The 17,369-nt window shown below is 63.6% G+C and carries 17 protein-coding genes; 11 read left to right on the top strand and 6 right to left on the bottom strand.

The genetic code is table 11. The annotated features are described in order from the left end of the window. Positions 1-109 precede the first annotated feature (109 nt). From Q0W90_RS01795 to Q0W90_RS01805, 3 genes are read left to right on the top strand one after another with little or no spacing between them, the layout of a single operon-like run. Complete coding sequence (locus Q0W90_RS01795; RefSeq protein WP_297772848.1) at positions 110-1,348, top strand: cytochrome P450; 1,239 nt, start codon at positions 110-112, stop codon at positions 1,346-1,348. Positions 1,349-1,363: 15 nt separating this feature from the next. Further along, on the top strand, positions 1,364-2,428 hold the full coding sequence (locus Q0W90_RS01800) for a dihydrodipicolinate reductase (RefSeq protein WP_297772850.1): 1,065 nt from the start codon (positions 1,364-1,366) through the stop codon (positions 2,426-2,428). Between the two features lie 43 nt (positions 2,429-2,471). Then, on the top strand, positions 2,472-3,470 hold the full coding sequence (locus Q0W90_RS01805) for a hypothetical protein (protein ID WP_297772852.1): 999 nt from the start codon (positions 2,472-2,474) through the stop codon (positions 3,468-3,470). A 6-nt stretch (positions 3,471-3,476) separates the two neighbouring features. Here Q0W90_RS01805 and Q0W90_RS01810 read toward each other — a convergent pair whose 3' ends face one another. Together Q0W90_RS01810 and Q0W90_RS01815 are read right to left on the bottom strand one after the other, a co-directional pair. Beyond that, complete coding sequence (locus tag Q0W90_RS01810) at positions 3,477-4,280, bottom strand: SDR family oxidoreductase (protein WP_297772854.1); 804 nt, start codon at positions 4,278-4,280, stop codon at positions 3,477-3,479. Between the two features lie 15 nt (positions 4,281-4,295). Then, on the bottom strand, positions 4,296-5,075 hold the full coding sequence (locus Q0W90_RS01815; RefSeq protein WP_297599588.1) for an SDR family oxidoreductase: 780 nt from the start codon (positions 5,073-5,075) through the stop codon (positions 4,296-4,298). A gap of 326 nt (positions 5,076-5,401) precedes the next feature. On the opposite strand from Q0W90_RS01815, the gene Q0W90_RS01820 reads away from it, so the two are divergent. The 4 genes from Q0W90_RS01820 (at position 5,402) to Q0W90_RS01835 (ending at position 9,583) form a co-directional block, all read left to right on the top strand. Continuing rightward, entirely contained in the window at positions 5,402-6,598 is a 1,197-nt protein-coding gene (locus tag Q0W90_RS01820) for a cytochrome P450 (protein ID WP_297772857.1), read from the top strand. 1 nt (position 6,599) lies between these two features. Further along, entirely contained in the window at positions 6,600-7,664 is a 1,065-nt protein-coding gene (locus Q0W90_RS01825) for a spirocyclase AveC family protein (protein ID WP_297772859.1), read from the top strand. 72 nt (positions 7,665-7,736) lie between these two features. Next, positions 7,737-8,840, top strand: a complete 1,104-nt coding sequence (locus tag Q0W90_RS01830; protein ID WP_297599582.1) for a dihydrodipicolinate reductase — start codon at positions 7,737-7,739, stop codon at positions 8,838-8,840. Next, on the top strand, positions 8,837-9,583 hold the full coding sequence (locus Q0W90_RS01835; protein ID WP_297599580.1) for an alpha/beta hydrolase: 747 nt from the start codon (positions 8,837-8,839) through the stop codon (positions 9,581-9,583). The genes Q0W90_RS01830 and Q0W90_RS01835 overlap by 4 nt, the downstream gene beginning before the upstream one ends. Here Q0W90_RS01835 and Q0W90_RS01840 read toward each other — a convergent pair. Further along, the gene (locus Q0W90_RS01840) at positions 9,518-10,330 is read right to left on the bottom strand and encodes a mycofactocin-coupled SDR family oxidoreductase (RefSeq protein WP_297599578.1); all 813 of its coding nucleotides are present in this window, start codon (positions 10,328-10,330) and stop codon (positions 9,518-9,520) included. The two genes, Q0W90_RS01835 and Q0W90_RS01840, sit on opposite strands and share 66 nt — an antisense overlap. A gap of 111 nt (positions 10,331-10,441) precedes the next feature. On the opposite strand from Q0W90_RS01840, the gene Q0W90_RS01845 reads away from it, so the two are divergent. Further along, on the top strand, positions 10,442-11,224 hold the full coding sequence (locus Q0W90_RS01845) for an SDR family oxidoreductase (protein ID WP_297599576.1): 783 nt from the start codon (positions 10,442-10,444) through the stop codon (positions 11,222-11,224). On the opposite strand, the gene Q0W90_RS01850 is transcribed toward Q0W90_RS01845, so the two are convergent. Then, positions 11,221-12,306 (bottom strand): dihydrodipicolinate reductase, encoded by a 1,086-nt coding sequence (locus Q0W90_RS01850; RefSeq protein WP_297772862.1) that lies wholly within the window; start codon positions 12,304-12,306, stop codon positions 11,221-11,223. The genes Q0W90_RS01845 and Q0W90_RS01850 overlap by 4 nt on opposite strands. 26 nt (positions 12,307-12,332) lie before the next feature. Beyond that, positions 12,333-13,121: an SDR family oxidoreductase gene (locus Q0W90_RS01855; RefSeq protein ID WP_297599572.1), complete on the bottom strand. Its 789-nt coding sequence runs from the start codon at positions 13,119-13,121 to the stop codon at positions 12,333-12,335. Between the two features lie 109 nt (positions 13,122-13,230). On the opposite strand from Q0W90_RS01855, the gene Q0W90_RS01860 reads away from it, so the two are divergent. Continuing rightward, positions 13,231-13,665 (top strand): hypothetical protein, encoded by a 435-nt coding sequence (locus tag Q0W90_RS01860; RefSeq protein WP_297599566.1) that lies wholly within the window; start codon positions 13,231-13,233, stop codon positions 13,663-13,665. On the opposite strand, the gene Q0W90_RS01865 is transcribed toward Q0W90_RS01860, so the two are convergent. Continuing rightward, positions 13,662-15,275 (bottom strand): class I adenylate-forming enzyme family protein, encoded by a 1,614-nt coding sequence (locus Q0W90_RS01865; protein ID WP_297599564.1) that lies wholly within the window; start codon positions 15,273-15,275, stop codon positions 13,662-13,664. The genes Q0W90_RS01860 and Q0W90_RS01865 overlap by 4 nt on opposite strands. 114 nt (positions 15,276-15,389) lie before the next feature. Here Q0W90_RS01865 and Q0W90_RS01870 point away from each other — a divergent pair, with 114 nt between their 5' ends. After that, the gene (locus tag Q0W90_RS01870) at positions 15,390-15,920 is read left to right on the top strand and encodes a nuclear transport factor 2 family protein (protein ID WP_363319580.1); all 531 of its coding nucleotides are present in this window, start codon (positions 15,390-15,392) and stop codon (positions 15,918-15,920) included. Between the two features lie 134 nt (positions 15,921-16,054). After that, the gene (locus Q0W90_RS01875) at positions 16,055-17,287 is read left to right on the top strand and encodes a CoA transferase (protein ID WP_297772865.1); all 1,233 of its coding nucleotides are present in this window, start codon (positions 16,055-16,057) and stop codon (positions 17,285-17,287) included. Positions 17,288-17,369: the final 82 nt, after the last annotated feature.

Raw genomic sequence — 17,369 nt, forward strand, 5'->3', positions numbered from 1 at the left:
CTCCAGGTTGCGCTTTCGGATTTTCCTGAGTGTCTGGTTGGTTCAACCTACATCATGTAGGTTTGCAACCGACAAGGTGTAGGTTGACTGGCCGTACGGGAGGTGGCACGTGGCGGAGCCTGCGGTTGCCGACGACATCGAGCAGCGCATCCGCGATGCGCAGGAGAAGTTCAACGCCGGAATGGGCGCCGACGGCGACGCGACCCCCTACCCGCTACTGCGCGAGTTGCGCCGGAAGGCGGCCGTTCATCCGGGCTGGCCGGAGATGGGCGTTCCCGAGGGCGGACCCGACGGCACGAAGACGTTCACGGCGTACTCGTTCGACGCGGTCAAAGCCGTCTTCACCGACAACATCACGTTCAGCACCCGGATCTACGAGGACATGGTGCGGCCCCTGCAAGGCCCAACGATCCTGGAAATGCAGGAACCCGAACACGCGACGTACCGCAGGTTGCACGAATTCGCTTTCGCCAGGTCCTCGATGAAACGCTGGGACACCGAACTCGTTGGGCCCCTCGTGGACCGCACGATCGCGAAGTTCCGCGACAACAAGCGCGCCGACTTGGTCAATGCGGTGTTCATGCCGATCCCCGTCCGGATCATCGCCGCCCTTCTCGGGCTGCCCGAATCCGATATCGGTGAGTTTCACCGGCTGGCCATCGACCTGCTGGGCTTTCGTGCCGACATGGAAACGGCGATGAAAGCCTCGGCGGAGATGAAGGAGTACTTCGTCGGCGTCCTTGCCGACCGGCGCAAGTCGCCGAAGGACGACATGGTGACCATCCTGTCCCAGGCCGAAATCGACGGCGTCAAAATGTCCGATGAACAAATCTACGGATTCATGCGCAACCTCCTGCCGGCGGGAGCGGAGACCACGTCGCGGTCGACGGCCAGCCTCGCACTGGGTCTGTTGACCCACACCGACCAGCTCGATGCGGTGCGCGCCGATCGCAGCCTGTTGCCGCAGGCGATCGAGGAGGGCATCCGGTGGGAAACGCCGCTGCTCAACTTCATCCGCGAGGTCACCGCCGACATCGACTTCTTCGGGCTCCATATCCCGAAGGGTTCGACGATGATGGTCAACCTCGGCAGCGCCAACCATGACGAGACGCGATGGGAGGACGCCGAGTCCTTCGACATCTTCCGAGAGCGCAAGCCGCACATCGGGTTCGGCCACGGTGCGCACGTGTGCCTGGGAATGCACCTGGCGCGGTTGGAGAGCACCAAGATCTTCGACGCGCTACTCGACGAACTCCCGGCTCTGCGGCTCGACCCCGACGCCCCGCCGCCCTACGTGACCGGCACCATGTTTCGTTCGCCACCGCGCCTCGATGTGGTGTGGGATTGAAGGAGATCGCCTGACATGACCCGCGTGATCCAGTGGGCTACCGGGGTGACCGGAACGATGTCGTTGCGGCACGTCTTGAGCCGGCCGGACCTGGAACTGGTCGGCGTGCGGGTCTACGACGCGGTAAAAGCCGGGATCGACGCGGGCACGCTGTGCGGGGTCTCCGAAGCAGGAGTGCTGGCGTCCGCCGATCGCGACACCATCATCGGTACGGACGCCGACGTGGTGCTCTACATGGGAAAAGTGGAGACCGACACGCCGGGTTGCTTCGCCGATGTCTGTGATCTGTTGGCCTCGGGTAAAAACGTGGTGGCCACCGGCAGTCGGTTTGTTCATCCCCGCTCGCTGCACGAATCGCTGGCAGACGGAATCGAAAAAGCTTGCCGCACCGGCGGTTCGTCGTTCCTGGGGCTGGGCCTGTATCCGGGCTTCGTCGGCGAGTCGCTCGCGCCGATCCTGTCCCGGCTGACCGAGCGCACCGACCGGATCAGTGTGCGGGAGGTGCTGAACTACTCGACCTACGCAAGCCGCGACCTGATCTTCAATGCGATGGGCTTCGGTCATGCGCCGGATGATCCCACCCCGTTGCTGACCAACACCGACTATGCCGCGAGCGCATGGATCGGCAGCGCGACGATTCTTGCGCAGGCGCTCGGACTCCATATCCGGTCCGTCGAGGGGTTCCGCGAGGTCGTGACGACGCCGAGGGCGCTGACGGTGGCCGCCGGGGAGATTCCGGCAGGGACCGTGGGCGCCATGCGCTTCGGCGTCGTGGTCGACTGCGGCGAGACCACACTCGCCGTCGAACACCTGACCCGGATGGCCGACGACCTGGCCCCCGATTGGCCGACGGAGATCGGTTATGCGGTGACCTTGGAGGGCAAGCCCACCGTGACCGTTCAACTGGTGATCGGCTCCCACGGGGAGGATCACGCCGAACAGGGCTGTCTGGCCACCGCGATGCACGCCATCAACGCCATCCCGGCCGTGATCGCGGCTGAGCCGGGGCTCTACGACTTGTCGACGATTACGCCGTTCGTCGCGCACTGGACTGAGCGCGGCGCCGTGCCCACGACGTAGGCGCTTACCCCTACATCCGCCGCGACCCCGCGAGGAGAGTTGAGTGGTCAAACCTATTGATTTCCAGGTCCTTCGCGAGTCACCGTCCCTGGCCCACTACCGGCGCGAATGGGTCCCGAGTCTCGGCATGGGACTGTCGGGAATCTGGCTCGGCGCAGTCGTCGCCGACGCATCCGGTCAGAACTACTGGGGGGTGCGGGGATGCGACGACTTTCTCACCGGAATGACTCACGTCGTGTCCCCGGTGTGCGGATTCCGATCACTGCCGAAAGACCTTGGCATCGACGCACCCCACCTATACCCCGAGTACTCGACGCTCGACTGGTTTGAACCGCTGCAATACGTCGATGACGGCAAGATTGTGAAGCTGTCGTATCCGAGCGGACGAATCGAGCGCGACACCAACGAGTTTCACTGGTATGACGCCAGCAATCGATGGGAGATCCACGGACGGACCGTCAGCGACATCGTCCTCACGCACGTGCCCACGCAGGACGGTATCGACGACGATGTTTACTACCGTCACGAGTTGATGTACGCCACCGGCACGGTCGATGGTGTCGAGGTGTCCGGCTACGCACACCAGGACTTCGCGTATGGGCCGCCGCAAAAGGTGTACACCGAACTCCCCATCGCCCGTCATCTGCAAGGCATGTGGGTGTCCTGGCTGCATGAGTTCGACGATGGGCAGCTGGGTGGCGGCAGCTTCTGGCAGGGCCGCGAAGGTGTCGATTTCGGTCCGGGCTATCAGCTCAAAGACGGTGTCACCACGGTATATAAGGACATCGCCGCGGAGCCGACATTCAACCAGGCCGGAAGGATGACCGCGCTCGACGCGACCATCGGCGCCGATTCTTACACCTTCACCTTCGAATCCAGCGGGAGCCCGCTGCACGTCTTCGGTTCCGTGACACGCACCTCGTCGGGGATGCGGCCGGCGCGAAGCTGGTGCTGGGTCGAATACACCGGAAACATGCTGACACCGGAGCTGCTCGACGCGGCCACCGCGATGTTCGCGCTGGCTCGCGGGCTCGACCGGTGATGTGGGTCAGATGAAGTCCGAACCTCCGTCGACGTTGACGGTGGCCCCCGTCACGTAGCCGTTTCGCCGTGAAGCCAGATATGCGGTGATGGACGCGATCTCTTCGGGCATCCCGGCACGACCGACGTCGCAGGGATGGCCGTAGGTCTTCTCGACCCAGGTCATCACATGTTTCGGATCCGATGAGTCGAGTCCGTCGGCGTCGAGCACATCCCGCAAGATCTCGGTGAAACTGGCCGTCACGATGGTACCGGGGCAGACGCAGTTGACCAGGATTCCCTCGGCGCCAAGGCTTTTAGATAGGTTCTTGGTGAAGCTCGCCAGCGCCGATTTGCTGGCCGTGTAGGCGACAAGGCGCGAGCTCTGGCGCTGGATCGAGTGCGCCGAGAATGTGACGATGCGCGCCCAATCGGCCGCTCGCAGCATCGGCAGGGCGGCCCGCACCGAGCGCACGGCGGAGAGCGTGCCGAGATCGAATGCAGCGTGCCAGTCGTCGTCGTCGAGATCTTCGAACGCGCCCGCGTTCGGACCGACGGTGTGCACCAGGACGTTCAGGCTATCCCAGGCATGACCAATGGACGCGAACGCGGATGTGATGGACTCGGCATCGAACATGTCGACGCTAATCGTCAGCACTTCGGGAGCGCCCGCACTGCGGATTCTCTTCGCGGCCGAGTCCAATCCAGCCTGGCCGCGCGCCATGATCGCCACTGAAGCGCCCTCGGCGCCGAGACTCTCGGCGATGGCGAGCCCCATCCCCTTGCTGCCTCCGGTGACGACCGCCGTTGCGCCGTCGAAACCCAGGTCCATCGGGTAGTCCTTCCTTTACCGGCTGCCACTGAATGTGGGCTGGCCCTTGATGATCCGGGGAGCCAGGTGAACGATCTCGCTGACCACGGTGGGGTTGGCGTGCGACATGGCGATGAGGGAAAGCATCGCGTTGGCCACGTCCTCGACGGTGGACATATCGTCCGGAATCTGGCCACCGCGCGCCCAGGCACGGTATAGATCAGCCAACAGGTCGCGATCGGCCCCACGCAGGATTTCGGTGTCGCAAGTGGGGCCGACGCTGACGCGGATCACGGCGAGCTCGGGATGTTCGGCCCGCCAGGAGCGCAGGATCTCGTCCAGCGCGGCCTTGCTCGCATGGTAGGCCGCCACACCCGCGCGGGGGCGGCCTACATCATGGCTCGACGCGATGAGGACCGTGGCGTTGTCGGCCAGGTGGGGGAGGGCCGTCCGCAGTACGTGGGAGGCACCTACGGCGTTGACGGCATACGCGTGCAGCCAGGTCTCCACATCGGTCTCTTCGATCAGCGCGAACGGCACCACCGCACTGGTGAATACCACGGCGTCGAGCTTCCCAAAGTTGCCGGCAACGTCGCCGATGACCGATTCGATGGCGCGCGGATCGGACACGTCGAGCTCGTGTGCCGATCCGCCGAGCCGATCGGCCAGTTCTGACAGGCGGTCTATTCGCCGTGCGGCGAGCGCCACCGCCGCCCCCCGGGAGTGGGCCGCAAGGGCCAACGCCTGTCCGATGCCCGAAGATGCCCCGATGATCAGCATTCGTGTCCCCGCGATGCTGGAGTGGCGGTCGCTCATACTCTGTTTCCTTTAGGTGATTTCATGACTGACGACTGGCCGCGTCAAGGATTGGCGACCGGCCTGTGTGGTGGACCGAACTCCGCAGTGTCGTGCGGGCATCGTTCACCTCCTCGCCTAAGTCCCCGCCGCTGTCGGTGGCAGAGGCACGCTCAACGCCGACCCCAATTCTCGCATATGAGAATTAATATTCTCATATGCATGGATCAACGCCGCTGACCCACGAAGTATGACCAAACTGGGCAGAAGACTTGTTTGCGATTTGCGATAACGCATACTCTCGACGAGTCGAGAGTATTTCTCGGCGGGTAAGGAAGGACGACCGCGTGACGCAAACCGTGAGCGCCGACCCGTACTACGACCCGTTCGACTTCGAGATCGACGACGACCCGTATCCGGTGTGGAAGCGGATGCGGGATGCGACGCCCCTCTACCACAACGAAAAATTTGGATTCTATGCGCTGAGCCGATACGAGGACGTCGCGCGCGAGCTCACCAATTGGAATGACTACCGGTCGGGCAAAGGCACCATCATCGAAGTCATCCTCAATAGGGTCGAAGTGCCACCGGGCGTAATCCTCTTTGAAGACCCTCCGATCCACGATGCCCATCGCCGGCTGTTGTCGGGAGTGTTTACGCCGCGCCGCATGGCAGCGGTCGAGCCGCTTGCCAGGGAGTTCTGTCGGCGCGCACTCGAGCCCCTCTCGGGGGCGGACACATTCGACTTCATCGCCGACCTGGGTGCCTGGATGCCGATGCGCACGATCGGCTACCTGCTGGGGATTCCCGAAGACCGTCAGGTTGCCATCCGCCAGAGCACCGACCGGCTCCTCGAACTCGATGACGGCGGACCGGGTGACGTCGCTGCAGACATGCTCACCCAAAGCGGCTCGATGCTCGAAGAGTTCATCGACTGGCGTTATGAGCATCCTTCTGACGACCTGATGACCGAATTGGTCAACACCGAGGCCGAAGAACCGGATGGTTCTCGGCGGCGACTGACTCGTCAGGAGGTACTGACCTACACCGGCACCGTTGTGGGCGCGGGTAACGAAACCACGACCCGATTGATCGGATTCGCCGGGGCGCTGTTGTCCGACCATCCGGAACAGCGCCGGGAGCTGGCGGCCGATTTCAGCCTCATACCCGGCGCGGTCGAAGAGATTCTGCGTTATGAAGCGCCGTCACCGGTGCAGGCCCGCTACGTCGCCCGCGACGCGGAGCACTACGGGCAACAGGTTCCGGAAGGGTCGGTGATGTTGTTGCTCAACGGTTCGGCCAACCGCGACGAGCGTCAGTTTCCCGACGCGGACAGGTTCGACATCCATCGGAAGGCGGCCCATCTGTCCTTCGGGCAGGGCATCCATTTCTGTCTCGGTGCCGCGCTTGCACGGGTGCAGGCGCGGGTCGCGCTCGAGGAGGTGCTGTCGCGGTGGCCGGACTGGGAGGTCGACTATGACAAGGCAAAGCGCGCGCACACCACCAGCGTCCGGGGCTGGGCCACCCTTCCAGCCAGGCTATGACATGACGAATACCGTTGACTCCAAGACTGATTCGGCCCCCATAGAGCCCGTGGATACGAGCGGGTCACCGTTGCTGGCCAGGGTCGGGTGGGGGCTCTTCATCGTCGCCTACCTGGCCTTCGCAGTCGTAACCGTCGCGACCGTTCAAACGGGCACTCACGGGGATCCCCGCACCACCAACACCACCCCGGGCCCGGCGCCATATCCGCCGTTCCTCGGGTTCGATAACTGGCCGTTGGTAGTCGCCGTCAGTTCCATCCCGCTGGCGATCGGTTTGATCGGAACGTTGGTGTGGCTCTCGGTACGACAGCGCAGGGTGCATTGGGCGGTGGTGATCGCGTTCGCCGGCTTGATCACCGGCGCGCTGGATCCATTGGCCAACTGGGCGACGTTCGCCATCTTCGACCCGCGCATGCTGCACTTCCCGCGGTCATGGCCCTATATGAACATCTCGCCGAACCTCGAGCCCGCATTGTCGTTCCTCGGTGGTTACGCGGCCTATTACCTGCTCAATGGGCTGGGAATCCTGCACCTGCACGACCGCTTCTTGGAGCCGATAGTCCGGCGCACCGGTTGGCTTGCGCGCCATCGGCTTGCGGCGGTTCTCCTCGGTGCGTTCCTCATCGCGATACCGGTCAATACGCTCGTCCAGTTGACTTGGTTGAGGTTCGGTATCTTCTACTACTCTGAGGCGGTGGGCCCCACGCTGCGGATCGGCCACATCCATTTCCCGCTCATCATGGCGGTCTACGACTCGTTCATCTTCGCGATGGTCGCCGTCATGTGTGTCCGCGACCAGGGGGGCGAGCTGGTGCTGATCAACCGGATCGCCCGTCGGGTTCCGGCGCGACCGGGCCGCAGCAAGGTCACGCTGACACGCCAGCTCCTCGTTTCGGTTTCGGTGGGCCTCGTATCGTTCGGGGTACCGCTGGCGGTCTTGTCCGGGCTACGGGCCGCGGGGTTGTCCGCACCCGCTTATGAGCAGAACCCGTATCCGAATGTCAAGGTGTATGACCCCTATGGGCATCTCGAGGAATCGGGCAAGCCGGGACCCTTCTACAAATGAGTCGGATCCGAAGGGGCCTCCACCAGCGTGTCGGACCGCTAATCGCATTTTCGTCGACCGGAGGGAGCGGTGATGACTGACAACGGCTTAGGCCGCTATCGTGTCGTCCACATCGGGACGGGGCTCACAGGAAGAGAAGCGTTGCGGGCAACGATTCTCGACCCGGCACTGGATCTCGTCGGCGTAAAGGTTTCGACGCCGGGCAAGGTCGGAACTGATGCGGGCCTGCTGTGTGGTGTCGAGGGCGTGGGAGTGACGGCAACAGCAGACATGGCGGAAATCATTGCGCTAAAGCCTGATTGCGTGTCCTACTGCGCAACCGCGGTCCGCCGGGAGGAAGACGCAATCGCGGATATTGCCGCGCTGCTGGAGTCGGGGATCAACGTCGTTACGATTTCGACGATCCCGATGGTGTACCCGGACGCCGCGCCGCATCACTGGCGTGCAGTGCTCGACTCGGCCACCAAAAAGGGCCATTCGACGTTCTACGCGACCGGTAGTGAGCCCGGCTTCATCAGCCTCAATCTTCCGACCGCCCTTCTCTCCGGCGCGGGTAGGGTGACCTCGTACCGGATGGATGAATACGCGGTCGACTTGGACAAGGCCTATCCCATTTGGGATGTGCTGCATGAGTCGATGGGTTTCGGCAAGCCGGACGGCCACGTCCCGGTCCGCATAGCCTCGGGCAAGGTGAATCATGACTGGGAGACGGTCGTGCGCTATATCGCGGGCCTGCTCGGCATCGACCTCGACGGTGTAGAGCTCGACTGGGAGACATTGCTGGCCCCGGTCGATCTACCAACGGCCCTCGGCGTGGTGCCGGCGGGCACGATTTGTGGGCACCGCTGGCAGTTGGCCGGGGTGGTCGACGACCGAAAAGTGGTGGCGGTGCAATACTTCGCGACCGTGAGTTCCACCCCGTGGCCCGAACATTGGCCCAAGCCTTCGCGCGAGGGACAGGGCGGCATGGTTTTTCGTGTCGAAGGAAACCCCAGCATGAGCCTGGAACTGTACCTCGAACAGTCGAAGGAAAATCACGTGAATCCGGGAATCACGGCCACCGCGATGGCCGCGGTGAATGCCATTCCCCGCGTGGTGGCCGCAGCGCCGGGCGTCATCGAAATGCCGCTGGCCGGGCCTGAAATCGTTAGTCGACTCTCCCGCACCGGACGTTGACCCTATTCGCGCAGTTACACGGCGGGCTGCATTATGGCTCCTGCTGGGATGCGGTCACCGCGGAGCTGGCGCGGCGAGGCCATCGCGTGGTCGCACCGGATCTCCCGGTCGATGACGACTTGGCGGGAGTGCTGAAGTGGGCACAAGTCGCGATCGACGCGATTGAGCGAAAAGTTGACGGCGCTTCCGAGGATGTTGTCGTCGCCGCACATTCGATCTCGGGGCTGTGCGCACCCGTCATCGCCACCGTGTACCAGGTGCGCCACATGGTGTTCGTCGGGGGGCTTCTGCCCGTCCCGGGCCAGTCGTTCGTCGAACACCTCGGCGGCAACCCCGACGCGATCACATTTCCGGAGCCGCGAGAGCAGGGTGCCGGACCGTTCGGCCTCACCTGGGAGTCGGTGCGGGCAGGTTTCTACCATGACTGCCCGGAAGCGTTGGCACGTCTTGCATTCGACGAACTGAGATACCAATCATTCACCGTGTTCACCGAGCGCTGCCCGATCGACCGCTGGCCCGATACGCCGTCGACATACGTGCTGATGCGGGACGACCGCGCGGTAGGGGAGTCGTGGGCTCGGCGCAATGCGGCCGGCAGGATCGGGGCACGGGTCGTCGAATTGGACGGCGGGCACTCACCCTTCTTTTCCCGCCCGGCCGAATTGAGTGTGGTGCTGCTAAGCCTGGGCGACTCCGACATCGACGGGAATTGCGGCGGCAGTGACAAATTTCGACTCATCTGAAGCGAGCCATGCGACGGCATTGGCGACATCCTCCGGCATCGTCACCGCGTTGGGCAGGAGTTGCTTGCTGAAACCGTATTGAGGATGCGAGTAGGACTCCGCCGCCTGCTGCATCGCTTCGATCATCCGGCCGCTCCCCATCGGTGTCGCCACCGACCCGGGATGAAGGCTGTTCACCCGGATGTCGTAGCGCCCGAGCTCCACCGCGAAGGATCGCGCGAGTCCCGTCACGCCGTGCTTGCTTGCCGTATAGGCAACCATGAACGGCTCCATCTTCACCCCCGCCACCGATCCGATGAGAATGATCGACCCGCCGCGCCCACCAGCGATGATGTGCTTGGCGCCGGCCATCACCGTGTTCCATGTCCCGACCAGATTCACATTGACTGTGTCCTGAAAATCGTTGGGGGATACCTGATCCCAAGGCGCCGGACAACAAATCCCTGCGTTTGCGACGATCACGTCGAGCCGGCCCAGTTCGGCGACTCCCACGTCGACGGCCGCGCACAGGCCGTCGTGATCGCGGGTGTCGACGATCGCGGTGACGGCGCGCCTGCCGTTCGCCACGACGAGGTCGGCGGTTTTCGACAGATCGTTGGGGGTGGCGGAATCGTATGGGACGCTTGGCGGTAACGGGCCGGCAACATCCACGAGGATGGTGTCTGCGCCGTCGGCGCTGAGCCTGACCGCGTGAGCGCGGCCCTGGCCGCGGGCGGCCCCGGTGATGAGTACGACCTTGCCGGTCATGTCTGGCACACCGGTACGCTACACCAACGCGCCAGCTCGTGAGAATAGTATTTACCTTAGTATGAGAATGAGTATTCTACCGGGTGGTACGCAACCGGAAGGGAATGGTTCATGGGTGTGCTCGACGGACAGACCGCGTTCATCCTGGGAGCATCGGCCGGAATCGCCCAGGCCAGCGCCAGGCTCCTGGCTGCGGACGGCGCCACGCTGTATCTGCTCGGCAGATCGAGCGAGCGCCTCGACGCAACCTGCGAAGGAATCCTTGCTGTGGCTCCGAAGACCGAAATCGTGCTGCAGAAGGGAGATCCGGAGGACGAACCCACCGTCGCGGCGGCGGCGCAGGCGGCCTATGCCGTCAAGGGGCGACTGGACATCGTCGTTGGCACTGTGGCCTCCGGGGGCACCGGCCCGCTTATCGAACAGGATCTCGACACCTTCACCAACTTTGTGATGGGAAATCTCCGGTCGAACTTCCTGGCGTTGCGCTACTCCGCGCCGCTCATGACGAACGGTGGGTCGATCGTGTTTATCTCGTCGACCTCTTCAAAGATTCCGATGGAGGGCCTGGGGCACTATTCGGCGGGCAAGGCCGCGCTCGAGATGATGATTCGGGTCGCAGCATCCGAGCTGGGCCCAAAGGGAATCCGCGTCAACGCCGTCCGTCCGGGCTTGACCGAGGCGGCCACGACCCAGGGCTACATACACCTGGACGAGTTGACCAGGAGTTTTCTTGAGCGCGTTCCGTTGGGGCGGCTCGGGGTGTCCGACGACATCGCTCCCGGCGTCCGGTACCTGGCGGGCCCCGAGTCGAGCTGGATCACCGGGCAGAGCTTCGCGATCGACGGCGGCAACGAGGTCAGGGGCGCGCCCCGTGGCCCGATGTTCACCGTCTAGCCGAAATCCAACGCGTTGTGTGGCGCGGTGATCGGCAGGTCCAGTGAGGTCGCGATGCCCGGGGCTGCGTCGATGACGTACGGGATGGCGTTGACCACGCGCATGGCCGTCGCCTCGATGGCGTTGTCATTCGCCGAAGCTGCGGTGTCCTCGGTGCCGAAGCGAAGATCGCATTGGATCTGTGGTTCGCCCTCGATGACGATGCGGTAGGTGCCGTTCGGCGCGGACGCCCACTCCGGTGCCAGGTCTTGAGCCATCCGGTTGATGTGTTCGATGGTGATCATCGGATGGCCGTCAACGACCCCGGTGGTTTCGGCCCGCACCGCCCCACAGGTGCCCGCGGGAATCAGCCCGCATGCCACGTGCAAGTCCCTGGGCGTGGCTACGCGTTCGTAGCTTTCGGTGATCTCGTCGAGCTCGACACCGAGGGCGCGCGCCACCAGACCGATCGGTGGTCCCCAGGCGAATTGCTGTGCGCCTTCGAGCTCCAGCAGCGGCGTGAAGTCCAGCGGCCGGCCAAAGCCCATCGCGTCGAACATCAGGTATTCGTTCGGGTAAGCCGAGTAGTCGAAGATCTCCTGGGCGCGGACCGAGCGGATGGTGTTGGACAAGGTCGACAGTATGACGGCGAACTGGTCGCCGGCGAATCCCGGTTCGATACCCGAGGTGTATATGGTGACACCGCCCGTCAGTGCCGCGGCCCGCACCTGGTCGGCCATCTCGGGAATCCACCTGTCGGGAAACATCATTCCCGGCGTGTTGGTGGTGACCACATTGATGCCGGCTTTCAGAAACAGGACGTAGTCGCGAACCGCGGCCGCATCCATCTCCTCGCAAGCGGCCGCATACACGACGCAGTCGGGCTTGAGCCTGATGATGTCATCGAGATCGGACGTGGTGGTCACGCCGATGGGGCCAAGCCCGACGACCTCGCCCGCGTCTCGGCCAGCCTTCTCAGGGCTGTGCACCCATACACCGACCAGATCGAGGTGAGCGCGGCGGTTGATCGCGCGCAACGCGATGCTGCCCACGCCGCCTGTCGATATGACTGCTACGCGTAAAATCTTCTCTGCCAACGTCATCACTCCTTCACCGGGGCGCTCTTTGGTTACAGATCGGGGATGGGAAGCGATGAATTCGGGCCCTGCAGACCCCCGTCGACGATGAAGGTCGAATTGGTTGCGTAACAATCGCGGGTGGACAGATACAACGCCAGGCGGCCGAGGTCTGCGACGTCGCCGATACGATGCAGCGGCGTCAGCTCCTTCAGTTTTTCCTCGGAGCCTGGCATCAGGTCGAAGCTCGACTGAAGCCCAGTCGTCATAAACGCGCCCAGGGCGATGGCATTAACGCGGATCTTAGGTGCGAGTTCCTGCGCCATGGCTCTCGTCAGTGCTTCTAGCCCGCCCTTGGCCACGGAGTAGGGCAATAATCCGCGGATTCCAAATCGACCGGCGCCGGAGGAAATGTTGACGATGGAGCCCCGGCCCACCTTCAGCATATGGGGCACGGCGAGTTGGCTCATGACGAACGCGGAAGTGACGCAGTAGTCGAACGTCTGCCGAAGGTCGTCGTCGGTCAGGTTCAGAAATGGGCCGTAGGTGGCGAAACCAACGTTGTTGACCAGGATGTCGATCCGGCCGAACTCATCAACAGCGGTCTGTACCACACGCTCGCTGTCGGAGCGTTTGAGCGCGTCGGCGGTGATCGCTAGGCCATGACCGCCCGCCTCTTCGATCTCCTTGACCGTTTGTTCCACCTCAGACGATGTCCGTGCCGTACCGACTACCGTGGCACCCGCTTCCGCGAGCACCTTGGCGATGCCTTCGCCGACGCCGCGCCCGGCGCCGGTGACTATCGCCACCTGACCGTCTAGCTTGAACTGTTCGAGTGCCACGAAGCGCCTCTCTGCGCAGTATTTGGTTATCGAGCGCGAATCTACCGTAATGAGAATCAATGTTTTCAGATATCGGAAATCAATCTTTAGGCATCGTAGAGTCATTCGCATGCCGCAGCCACTGTTGCACCATGTCGTCTTCGCTATCGGCCTAGAGCGGCTCGACCGCGCTGCGGATTACCTGAGTGCTCTGGGATTTCAGTTCCAAGCTTTCGAGCTGGAACACCTTGGCTTGCAGATCCGCCTCGACTGGGACCGTGGTTTCGAGCTCATCGCCCCCACCGCGGCCGCACCAACGGACGCGGGCACCGCGGCGGATTTCCTGTCCCGCAACGGGGATGGCTTGTTCTCTGTCGTCGTGCGTACGGCGGATTGTGTTGCAAGCGAACACATTGCCGCGCGATACGGTGCCAAATCCGACTTCCGGCAGCGGCATGAAGGCGACGGGTTCGAGTTGACGGAAGTCAAGCTGGAGCCACTGTTCGGCATCCCTTTGACGCTGATGAGCACAAACATGGCCGATGGGCAACCGCTCACCCCTTAGCGGCGCGCCATGAGTTCGCTGAGCTGCTGCGCCAGCTCCGACTTCTTGACCTTTCCGGTCGCGGTGAACGGCAGGTCCTGTTTTGCGGTGACCCAGACGAATTTCGGCACCTTATACGCCGACAGCCTCGCACGCAGCTGCGCGCGCAAGGATTCGCCGTCAAGCACCGATTCGCCGCGCGGGACTACCGCCGCCGCGACCACCGTCCCGTGCTCGTCGCTCTCGGCGCCGACCACGTACGCCTCGAGCACGCCGTCGCAGTCGACCAGCGCCTGCTCGACCTCGCTGGGTGTGACGTTGGTGCCGCCACCCGTCTTGATCAGATCGCCCAACCGACCGGTGAACCTGATCCAGCCGTCGTCGTACGCGATGCCGCAGTCGCCCGTGCGGTAGTAGCCGTCAGCGGTGAACACCTCCTCGCGCTCACGCTTGTGCAGGCGTTGCATCAACGAGTACCCGCGAACCCAGATTTCGCCCGGTGTGCCCACGGGCACCGGCTGCCCCGTGTCAGGGTCGACCAACAGATGGTGCAGCCCTTCGATTGGCAGACCGCCGGTTTCGGACCGATCGGGCGGCTGCGGCAGATACGGGTCGACCCCAATGTGATTGCCACACAGCTCCGTCATTCCCAGGCCACTAGAGCCCGTGGGCCGACGCTGGGGTGGCACCATCGCGGGCATGCTGGTGCGTTGCACCGAGCTCAGGTCGCGTGCGGGAAACTCGGGATGCTCGGCTAGCGTCTTGCCCTGCTGCGGCCAGCCCAGCGTGATCGTCGCGCGGTGGCGCTCCATGAGTTCTAGTGCCTCGGCAGCATCGAACGCGGGTTGGGTGACCAGTGTCGCGCCGTGGTGGATCACCGCGAGTAGTCCTGTGATCAGTCCTCCCACCCAGAAGAAGGGCATGGCGGTGAACATCACGTCATCGTGGGTGACGCCGTACATGAACGTGAGATTGTAGGTATGCCGTACGAGTGTGCCCTGGCTGTGCACGGGCCCCTTTGGGTCGCCGGTACTGCCTGAGGTGTAAATGATGGTCACGTCATCGGCTGGTGTCACACACAATTCCACGTCGACCAGGAAGTCGGCGTCGTCGGCCGACATCTCGCCATCACCGTCGATCGCTGTCAACCACGGCTGATCGGATGGTCCCCACACCGCAACGGTCCGCAGGAACGGCGCTTTTCGTACCACGATGCGGCCGGGCTCGCGCTGATCGGCCAGCCCTGGCAGCGCTTCCTGCAGTCGGTCCACAAAGTCGTGGTTGCGAAACCGCGACGACGCCAGGATCGCGCGCAGGTCAGCATGGCGTGCGGTCCAGGCGAGTTCGGACGCCTTGTAGAACGTATTGAGCGGCACAGCGACTGCGCCGATGCGTGTGGCGGCAAACCAGGTCAAGGCCCAGTCGACGCTATTCGGCATCAAGATCCCGACGTGGTCCCCCTTGCCTATCCCCTCGGACAACAGGGCGACCGCCAGCGCAGCTGAACGGCGATCAAGGTCGCGATAGGTCAATTCCCGCCCGCCCACGATGAGGAACGGCTTGTCCCCGAAACGTGCCGCGCAGGACCTCACCAGAGCAGGAATCGTAGGCAAGATATTCGGGAAGGGCATGAGCGCAGGATAGTAGGCTTTGCACAAAACGAGAACAGAGGTTCTCATTCGCCGCTGTCGGCCTACAATTCCGCCATGGCCACAGAAGCGGGACGTGGGGCCACTGTCGATCGTTTGGACCGGGTGGAATCGGGCCTCGCGATCAGTCAGTTGCCCAGTAGATACGCGATGGCCCTCGACGCTCGCGATCTCAATGGGCTGGTGGCGTTGTTCGTCGACGATGTCGACGCCGGCGCGGAGGGGCGCGGCAGGGATGCGTTGAAGCGTTGGTACGACCGGGTGCTTCGGCGCTTCTACCGCAGCATCCATTTGATCTGCGGCCACCATTTCGACTTCGTCGACGCTGACCACGCGACCGGATCTGTGTACTGCCGCGCCGAACACGAGGACGGCGACGGGTGGTTTGTGATCACGATGCGTTACGACGACGTCTACGAGCGTCGCAACGGCCAGTGGTGCTTCGTCAAGCGACGGGAGCATCCTTGGTACTCGGTCGATGTGACGGAGCGGCCGGGTCCGGAGTTCATGCGCTGGCCGACCGACGTTCGGTTACGTGCGGCCATGCCCCAGCGCATGCCGACGTGGCGGGCCTTCTGGGCCGACGGAGATCCCGCGCTGCCCGAGCGGCTCTCGGCGCGCCCATAGCATCCGGCGCTGGTTGCCTCACGCGCCGACGCGGTTTACAAATCCGTCCGAAACTGACATTCTCACATAATGCAATCGTGCGTTTTCGCCGTTGCTAACCTGTCGGTGCGCTCGCACCCGTACCACTGAGATCAATGGAGGCCGTCATTTCCGACGACAAAGTGCTCAGCGGCGTCCGCGTGCTGGAGGTTGCGGCGTGGACCTTCGTGCCGTCGGCCGGCGCTGTCCTGGCCGAGTGGGGCGCCGAGGTCATCAAGGTCGAGCCCCGCGAGGGCGGCGATCCGCAGCGGGGCCTCGTCACGATGGGCATCGTGGACGAGGGCGGTGGCACGGTCAACTACATGATCGAGATTCCGAATCGGGGGAAGAAGTCGATTGGCGTCGATTTGAGCACTCCCGGCGGTCAGGACGTCATCCGTAGGCTCGCCGCCACGTGCGACGTGTTCCTCACCAGCTACCTGCCGACTCGCCGCAAGAAGATGGGCATCGACGTCGACGACATCAGGGCCGCGAATCCCAACATCGTGTACGTGCGTGGGTCAGGCCACGGTCCGAAGGGTCCCGATTCGGACAAGCCCGGCTACGACGGCGTCTCCTACTGGGCGCGCGGCGGCATCGCCGCCATGCTCACCGAAGACGGCGACGAGCTGGTGCGGTCGCGGCCGGCCTTCGGAGATCTACTCGGGGGCATGGCGATCGCCGGCGGGATCGCGGCCGCTCTGTACAAAAAGGCGACCACCGGACAGGGGTCGGTTGTGGACGTCTCCCTGCTCGGGCTGGCGGCGTGGAACCTCAGCCCCGACGTCGCCGTGAGCCAGATCCACGGTGGCACTTCTATCCCGAACTACAGCCACGCCGATGCGCCCAACCCATTGGTGGGGACCTACCGCACCAAGGACGACCGCTACGTCCAGCTGATGATGCTGCAACTCGACAAGTTTTACCCGGAAGCGATGCGCGCCATCGGCCTACCAGAATTGATCGGCGATGAGCGATTCGCCGATCCCGCATCGCGATTCGCCAACCGCACGGAGCTCATCTCGCTCATGGACGACGTGTTCGCCCAGCGCACACTCGCCGAGTGGCGCGGACAGCTGGCCGGCATTTCTGGTGCCTGGGGGGTAGTGCAGACACCGGGAGAGCTCTGCCATGACCCAGCGGTGACGGCGAACGGCTATGTCGCGAACACCGCCACGATGAACGGCTCGCCATACTCGTTGCCCACAAACCCCGTCCAGTTTGACGAACGGGCCGTTGTCCCGCCGGGGGCACCCGAACACGGCCAGCACACCGAAGAGGTATTGATGGACGCAGGCTTGGACTGGGACACCATTGCGAACTACAAGGAAGCTGGAGCGATCCTATGACCGCGGCGGCGTCACAAGATGTTTCAGGCGACCCTGTTGAATTCGACCCGTTCTCGGACGACTTCTTCAACGGAGCGTTCGA

The organism is Mycobacterium sp., from assembly GCF_025933915.1.
Lineage (GTDB): Bacteria > Actinomycetota > Actinomycetes > Mycobacteriales > Mycobacteriaceae > Mycobacterium.